This window comes from Novosphingobium sp. GW835-FHT14H07, assembly GCF_058793515.1.
On record NZ_JBXAFX010000056.1, the window covers coordinates 1 to 7,614 of the forward strand.

General features: G+C 62.0%; 6 protein-coding genes and 4 pseudogenes. 4 read left to right on the forward strand and 6 right to left on the reverse strand.

Annotation, left to right across the window (positions count from 1 at the left end):
* Positions 1-422: 422 nt before the first annotated feature.
* Positions 423-842, reverse strand: a pseudogene (locus tag AC1Q5P_RS21540) (tyrosine-type recombinase/integrase); the annotation flags it as partial.
* A gap of 288 nt (positions 843-1,130) precedes the next feature.
* Here AC1Q5P_RS21540 and AC1Q5P_RS21545 point away from each other — a divergent pair.
* Positions 1,131-2,207: pseudogene (locus tag AC1Q5P_RS21545) on the forward strand (IS5 family transposase).
* Positions 2,208-2,307: 100 nt separating this feature from the next.
* On the opposite strand, the gene AC1Q5P_RS21550 reads toward AC1Q5P_RS21545, so the two are convergent.
* The 4 genes and pseudogenes from AC1Q5P_RS21550 to AC1Q5P_RS21565 all read right to left on the reverse strand — a co-directional run bounded on the left by AC1Q5P_RS21550 (position 2,308) and on the right by AC1Q5P_RS21565 (position 3,677).
* Positions 2,308-2,712, reverse strand: a complete 405-nt coding sequence (locus tag AC1Q5P_RS21550; protein WP_298674947.1) for a site-specific integrase — start codon at positions 2,710-2,712, stop codon at positions 2,308-2,310.
* Positions 2,709-2,966, reverse strand: coding sequence for a site-specific integrase (locus tag AC1Q5P_RS21555; RefSeq protein ID WP_492519987.1), 258 nt, complete (start codon positions 2,964-2,966; stop codon positions 2,709-2,711). The genes AC1Q5P_RS21550 and AC1Q5P_RS21555 overlap by 4 nt, the downstream gene beginning before the upstream one ends.
* A 153-nt stretch (positions 2,967-3,119) precedes the next feature.
* A pseudogene (gene tnpB / locus AC1Q5P_RS21560) lies at positions 3,120-3,468 on the reverse strand (IS66 family insertion sequence element accessory protein TnpB).
* Positions 3,465-3,677 carry a transposase gene (locus tag AC1Q5P_RS21565; protein ID WP_298674939.1) on the reverse strand — a complete coding sequence of 71 codons (213 nt, stop codon included), beginning with the start codon at positions 3,675-3,677 and terminating at the stop codon, positions 3,465-3,467. The pseudogene tnpB and the gene AC1Q5P_RS21565 overlap by 4 nt, the downstream one beginning before the upstream one ends.
* Before the next feature lie 284 nt (positions 3,678-3,961).
* Between AC1Q5P_RS21565 and AC1Q5P_RS21570 the strand changes: the two genes are divergently transcribed.
* Complete coding sequence (locus tag AC1Q5P_RS21570; RefSeq protein WP_298674936.1) at positions 3,962-5,191, forward strand: NAD(P)/FAD-dependent oxidoreductase; 1,230 nt, start codon at positions 3,962-3,964, stop codon at positions 5,189-5,191.
* A gap of 177 nt (positions 5,192-5,368) precedes the next feature.
* Here the strand turns inward: AC1Q5P_RS21570 and AC1Q5P_RS21575 are convergent, their stop codons facing one another.
* On the reverse strand, positions 5,369-6,139 hold the full coding sequence (locus AC1Q5P_RS21575) for an IclR family transcriptional regulator (protein WP_298674933.1): 771 nt from the start codon (positions 6,137-6,139) through the stop codon (positions 5,369-5,371).
* A gap of 83 nt (positions 6,140-6,222) precedes the next feature.
* Between AC1Q5P_RS21575 and AC1Q5P_RS21580 the strand changes: the two genes are divergently transcribed.
* The gene (locus AC1Q5P_RS21580) at positions 6,223-7,008 is read left to right on the forward strand and encodes a 2-keto-4-pentenoate hydratase (RefSeq protein ID WP_492519988.1); all 786 of its coding nucleotides are present in this window, start codon (positions 6,223-6,225) and stop codon (positions 7,006-7,008) included.
* Position 7,009: 1 nt separating this feature from the next.
* Positions 7,010-7,492 (forward strand): annotated as a pseudogene (locus AC1Q5P_RS21585) (acetaldehyde dehydrogenase (acetylating)); the annotation flags it as partial.
* Between the last annotated feature and the right edge of the window lie 122 nt (positions 7,493-7,614).

Consider the following 7,614-nt stretch of genomic DNA (forward strand, 5'->3'; position numbering starts at 1 on the left):
ACCATTTCGCAGCAGCCGCCTGATCGGCGCAGAGCGACAGCCTACCTCTGACTGCCGCCAATCTTTGCAACAGAGCCGCTCGAGGTTCTGCAACAGACGGCTTCAGATCGCAGTCGATTGAGCAATCGGAATATCTGCCTCCGCTTCAATCCCAGCAATCCGGCCGCGTCCTCAACCCGAAGCTCGCCGCGCTCCACGCGCAACAGCGTATCATATCGCGAAAGTTCGCCATGGCTCATCGTCAGCACCGTCATATGCGTGCTCTCCTGACCCGCAGGAAAGCCATGCCACCAATATCCGCGGGACGACGCCTGGGGTGTCATCTCTATCTAGCGCAGGGTGCCATTTCTATCTGGCACTTACAACGGCTGCCAAGGTGGTCGCCGATTAGCGACGGGCAACGCTCGGCATAGTTTCGGGCATCAGAGGGCGTTCAGGAAGTCGAGCAGTCGGTCGTTGGGTCGAAATCGTTTTGCCCTCTCGCGTTCATACGGCTTGAGCTTGGCCAGCGCCGCCTCTTTGAGTTCGATGTGCGCATGAAGGTAGGTCTGCGTCGTCTCGATCGACTCATGACTGAGCCAAAGGGCAATCACCGAGCAATCGACGCCCGCCTGCAACAACTCCATAGCCGCGGTGTGCCGCAAGACGTGCGGCGAAATCCGCTTTGATCGGAGGGAGGCGCACACCGCGGACGCCTGCGCGACATATTTGTTCAGCAATGACTGGACCCCGTCGGTGCTGAGCGGACCACCGTGCATGTTCGGGAACAGGGTGGTGGCGCCCCGTCTGGCAGGCTCCTTCAGCCAGGCCCGGAGAACCTGCTGAGCCGTCTTCGTCAGTGGCGTGCATCGTTCCTAGCGTCCCTTTCCGATGCATCGGACATTCGCCCCGCGGCCGAGAACTACGGCATGGCGGTCCAGCCCGACCAGCTCCGAAAGCCGCAAGCCCGTTTGTACGGCGAGTAGCAGCAATGCGTAATCGCGCCGTCCGAGCCAGGTCGACTGGTCGGGACGAGCGAGGATAGCATCGATCTCGATGCGGTTCAGGAAATGCAACTGGACGGTTCGAAAAACTCTGGTGTTTGGTGACCTGACCTGATTCACTGCTTCTGCTGATGAGCGGAGGCGATGATGGCGGGACAGCTCGGTTTCTTTGATCTTTCGGACCGCTACGAGGCTTAGAGCGCAGCGGGTGATCCGCTTGAGCGGTTGACCGGCGTGGTCGACTTTGAGGTTTTCCGGGGTCCGTTGATTGCCGCTCTGCGCCGCAGTGTCCGTGGCAAGGGTGGCCGACCGCCGTTCGATCCGGTGATGATGTTCAAGGTTCTGGTGCTGCAGGCGCTCTATTCACTGTCAGACGAAGCAACGGAGGATCGCTTGTCATTCCAGCGCTTCCTGGGCCTTGGGCTCGATGGCACGGTACCCGATGCGACGACAGTGTGGCTGTTTCGCGAGCGCCTGGTGCAGGCCAAGGCGATCAACAAGCTTTTCGCCCGCTTCGATGCAGCGCTCACCGATCGGGGCTATCTCGCCATGGGCGGCCAGATCATCGATGCGACCGTCGTGCCGGCACCCAAACAGCGGAACACCGAAGAAGAGAAGGCCGCGATCAAGGACGGCCGGATCCCGGAGACATGGAAGGCAAAGCCAGCCCGGCTCCGCCAGACGGATCGCGATGCCCGTTGGAGCGTGAAATACACCAAAGCCAAGGTGAAGGAGGGCGCCGATCCCAAGGCGTTCAAACCGGTCGATCTCGCGATCCCGATGTTCGGCTACAAGAACCACATAGGCATCGACCGCGCCCATGGCCTCATCCGTACCTGGGATGCCAGCGCAGCCAATGTCCATGACGGTGCCCGGTTGCCGGACCTGATCAGCCCGAGCAACACCGGTTCGGGCGTCTGGGCCGATACTGCCTACCGGTCGAAGAAGAACGAGGCCTTCCTTGAGAAAGGCATGTTCAAGAGCCACATCCACCAGCGCAAGCCGCACCGCCGTGCCATGCCCGAGCGCGTCGCCAGAGCCAACGCGAAGCGCTCAGCCATCCGCTCAGCCGTCGAACACGTCTTTGCCGGGCAGAAGCATCGCATGGGCCTCGTGGTGCGGACCATCGGCATTGCCCGCGCCCGCATCAAGATCGGCATGGCCAACCTTGCTTATAACTTCCAGCGCCTCGCCTGGCTTGAGGGGCGTACTGCGCCCGCGTGACCCCAAAACCGGCACCCGCCGCCGGTTCCGCCAAGAAAATCAGCAGATCAGCCACCCAAGCCGGGAGCTCGCCACCCGCTACTGTGCCTTCACATCGCAATTACGCCAAAATCAGACGGTTCTTCGAGGTTTCCAACTGGCGCTTGTCGCATCGCTTGGTTGGTATCGCCAACACACGCTGAATATGAGCGCTGTGCGCTGGCGCCTCGAAAGAGGCGTAGCGAAAGAGAGACCGGATCGCTGTCAGACGGAGGTTGCGAGTTCGCGCCGTCGCCGACCGGCGCATCTCGAGATCGTCCAAAAACGCACAGATGAAGGGCGCGTCGAGATCCGTCAGGTTGAGCTTTGAAGGTGGCCGTCGGAGCCGATCTTGCGCGAATGCAAACAGCAGCCGGAATGTGTCGCGATAGGAGGCGATGGTGTTCGCGCTTGAACCGCGGTGCCGAATGAGCCGATCCGTGAACCACCGTTCGATCAGCGCGGGAAGATCGCTGGTGGAGGTCATGGCCGTGCCTCCCAGCGCTTGTCCAACCGCCGCGCGGCGTGACTCATCAGCTCCGGCGTGGCGGACAGATACCAATAGGTGTCGCGGACATAGGCGTGGCCCAGAAACGCAGAAAGCACATGCAGCTGTTGCTCGACGTCCAGCCCTGCACGATACCAGTTGATCAGAGTCTGGACGGCGAAACGATGACGTAGGTCATGAACGCGGGGACCGTTGCGCTGCCCCATCCGCCGAAGCCCGATCTGCCGCGACATTCGCCAGAAGACGCGGTGGACGTGGTGATGCAGCAGACGACCACCTTGTTCGGCTACGAAGAAATAGGGGCTTCGGGGCGGAGCGAGATGTGCGTCTCGACGCGCTGAGTGGGCCCATCCCGCACCAGAAAAACCAAGCAAATCCGCGACTTTTTATCCTGCCAGAAGCGGCGCTGCAATGCGTTCGGGACGGCGCCAGTCGATACCTTCGAGCAGCATGGAAAGCTGGGCCGAGGTGAGGCTGACCTTGCCTGTCTTCGTCACAGGCCAGACAAATTTGCCGCGATCCATGCGCTTGGAAAACAGGCACATCCCCTGACCCGTCGAACCAGAGCAGCTTGATCAGATCGCCGCGCTTGCCGCGGAAGGCAAACAGCGCGCCGGAATGCGGAGACTGCTCCAGCACCTGCTGGACCAGCACCGCCAGCCCGTCAAAACCCTTCCTCATGTCTGTCGTCCCGTAGGCCAGGCAAACCCGCGTCGAGGGTGGCAGCGGGATCATCGGCCGAGCACGGCGATCACCCGGGCAAGGGCGTCGGCATCGACCATCGCATCCACGGTCAGGCGGACACCCGTCGGCAGTTCGATGCCGATGTGCCCGCAACGTGATGGCACCGACGGTGCAACATCGCGGACGACCGGATCTGCGATCTCAACCTCGGAGAATGCCGGCAAGGCCGGTGACCGGACGCCGGTCAGTTCTCCCGACATCGCCTGTCGCCGCCATGTGTAAATCGCACCGCTGCCGACCTCGTGCCTGTCGCACGCTGCCCGGACCGAACCCTCCGGCCCAAACGCGGCTTAATCCGCTTAGGGTGTCATTTCGCCAAGAGTCGGAACCGCCTCCAATATCTGGTGAGGCCCGTTGCAGGCAATAGGCTGTAGCCACAGCAGCCGTTGATGAAGCGCCGAAAATCACGGCCGCCCGCGTACCTTCTGTTGACGCTACGGCGATTTTGGCCAAACGGCTCTGCAACAGTCGGGAGGATTCGAGCATGGAGCACGCAGACGTCATCATCGTGGGCGCCGGGCACGGCGGCGCACAAGCAGCCATCGCATTGCGCCAGAACGGCTTCGAAGGCCGTATCCTGGTGATCGGCCGCGAACCGGAAATCCCCTACGAGCGTCCGCCGCTGTCCAAGGAATACCTTGCCCGCGACAAGACGTTCGATCGCATCTGCATCCGTCCGGCGCAGTTCTGGGAGGACAAGGCTGTCGAGATGAAGCTCGGCGCCGAAGTCGTCTCGCTCGATCCCGCCGCGCACACGGTCAAGCTCGGCGATGGCAGCGAGATCGGCTATGGCAAGCTGATCTGGGCCACCGGCGGCGATCCGCGTCGCCTGTCGTGCATGGGCGCAGACCTCAAGGGCGTCCACGCTGTCCGCACCAAGGAAGACGCCGACCGGCTGATGGCCGAACTCGATGCCGGAGCAAAGCGCGCCGTTGTCGTCGGCGGCGGCTACATCGGCCTCGAAGCCGCTGCCGTGCTGACCAAGTTCGACGTTTCGGTTACCTTGCTCGAAGCGCTCCCGCGCGTGCTGGCGCGCGTTGCCGGTGAGGCGCTGTCCGAATTCTACCAGGCCGAACACCGCGCCCACGGCGTCGATCTGCGCACCGGCGCGGCGATGGACTGCATCGAAGGCGATGGCACCAAGGCCACCGGCGTCAAGATGCAGGACGGTTCGGTCATCCCGGCCGACATCGTCATCGTCGGCATCGGCATCGTCCCGTGCGTCGGTCCGCTGCTCGCAGCCGGTGCCTCGGGTGGCAACGGCGTCGACGTCGACGAACTGTGCCGCACCTCGCTGCCCGATGTCTACGCGATCGGCGATTGCGCGGCTCATGCCAACGACTTCGCCGACGGCGCGGTGATCCGCCTCGAATCCGTCCAGAACGCCAACGACATGGCCACCACCGTCGCCAAGTGCATCTGCGGCACCGAAGCGCCCTACAAAGCCACGCCGTGGTTCTGGTCGAACCAGTATGACCTGCGCCTGCAAACCGTCGGCCTGTCGACCGGCCATGACAACGCCGTGCTTCGCGGCGACCCGGCCACGCGCTCGTTCTCGGTGGTCTACCTCAAGAACGGCAAGGTCATTGCCCTTGATTGCGTGAACATGGTCAAGGACTACGTTCAAGGCAAGAAACTGGTCGAAGCCCGCGCCCAGATCGCGCCTGAGCACCTGGCCGATGCCAGCGTGCCGCTCAAGGAAATGCTCGCCTAACCCAGCCGCGCGGCCGCCCAGCGCGCCGCGTCGGCCACAGCTGGATCGGAATTGGACTGTCCCGGAAGACGTGTGGGTAAGATGTTTGCCGCCCACGTGAGTCTGTCGGATCAGAATTCCCGTGAAATCATCTGCGATCTAGCTCGTAGGAATACAATCCCAATTTGGTAATGGACTTTATTCTGTCAATACACACTCAATCTTCCCAGATGCTGCAAGCAAATACGCAGTTACCCGTTTCCGCATTTTCTCGTCCGGAGCATTTCCACTAAAGGACAAGGAGATTGCCGCAACAACTTCACCCCCTATTCTTAAGGGTGCGGCAAAACATGTCAGATCTTCGGCGATTTCCTGTTCATCGATTGCAAAGCCCTGAAGGCGGATGTCGTCTAACGCTAGACGCAGCTTGGCTGGGTCCGTGATGGTGTTTGCGGTCAAGGGCGGAAAAGGGCCAGTGGCAAGATAACTTTCAAGCTCCGCCTCAGACAGATGGGCCAGCATTACCTTGCCCAAGCCAGTACAGTAAGCTTCGAGTTGCTGGCTCACCCGCGTGAAAAACTTGCCCGCTTGCCGACCAGTTTTGTAGCGGTAAGTCACCATATCCCCGTCAAGCGTACCCAATTGCGCCACGCAGCCAAGCCGACCGGCCAAACCGCGCAGGACCGGGCGCGCCGCTGCGACCAGCAAATGCGAATGGTCAAGATGCTGCACCAGGTTCAACAGGCGTGCCCCCGGAACCAGTGCGCCATTCGCAAGCCGCCGCAAGAATTCTCCGCGCAAGAAGGTGGCAACCTGCCGGTGAGCTGTTGCCCGCGGCAGGCCGACCTGCGTGGCGATTTCAGGCACACTCCGCCCTTCCTGGTCGCGCAGAAGGGCTTCAAGCAGAACAAGGCTGCGATCGAGCGCTGCGACCGAGGGGGTGCCTGTGGTTTTGGAAATGGGTCTCATATTATGAGACATTAGATGTTTGCGGCGCTGGTGCCAATCCATTGTTGCGATTAGCAATAATCGCAGCCTGAAGGACGAGGATCATGACTGCACACAACTATGAAGCCATCGCGCTTCGCCTCCGTGACGCCTATAGTGGCCAGACCGTTGCGCCGATGCGGAATGTGCTGGAGCCGACTGATGCTGTCGGCGCCTATGCCGTGCAGGAAATCAACACGCGGTTCTGGGAGGCACAGGGCCGCCGGATCGTGGGGCGCAAGGCGGGCCTTACCGCAAAGGCCGTTCAGGCTCAGCTGGGCGTCGACCAGCCGGACTTTGGCGTGCTCTTTGACGACATGCAGGTGGCGGACGGCGCTGTGCTCGATCCCGCACGATGCATCCAGCCCAAGGCCGAGGCGGAGATCGCCTTCGTTCTCGCAGCGGACCTGCCCTCGCCCGATACCATGGCAGCGCAGGTCGCCGAAGCGGTCGCTTCGGTTCATGCTGCGATCGAAATCGTCGACAGCCGGATTGCCGACTGGAAAATCACTTTCGCCGACACCGTGGCGGACAACGGTTCGTCCGCTTTCTTCGTGCTGGCCAAACAGGGACTGCCCCTGGCCGGGCTCGATCTTGAGGGCGCAGGCATGGAGATGACGTTCGATGGCACAGTCGTCTCGACCGGCAGCGGCGCTGCGGCACTTGGCAATCCGCTTAACGCTGCCGCCTGGCTGGCGCAAACGCTGGCCGCGCGCGGCGAGCCGCTGAAGGCCGGGGACATTCTTTTGGCGGGCGCACTGGGACCGATGGTGCCGCTCATTCCAGGGGTCACGGTCCGTGCCGCGGTCGAGGGCATCGGCACCTGCAGCTTTACGTATGGAGAAGCCTGAGATGAGCAAGACGAAGGTAGCCATTATCGGCTCCGGCAACATTGGCACCGATCTCATGATCAAGGTCATGCGCCTCTCCGAAGTGCTTGAGATGGGGGTGATGGTCGGCATCGACCCGGCGTCAGACGGCCTGGCCCGCGCCGCACGCATGGGGGTGGCGACCACCCACAAGGGCATCGACGGCCTGCTTGCGATGCCTGAATTCGCCGAAGTCGGGATCGTTTTCGATGCGACCAGCGCAGGCGCGCACAAGCGCAACAGCGAACTGGTGCTGGCGGCGGGCAAACGCATGATCGACCTCACCCCGGCTGCGATCGGGCCCTATACGATCCCGCCGGTAAACGGCGAAGCGAACCTTGATGCGGCGAACGTCAACATGGTGACTTGCGGCGGGCAGGCCACCATCCCGATGGTTGCCGCGGTCAACCGCGTGGCCAAGGTCCATTACGGCGAAATCATCGCTTCGATCAGTTCCAAGAGCTCTGTTGCAAACATGGGGCACGGCCGCGCGGCGTCACCCAGTTGGGGGATTAGGCAGCATTGGCGAAATGCTTATTGAGCATAATCATGGTTTCGGTCAGGGCCGAGGGTCCAATTCCGAATGCT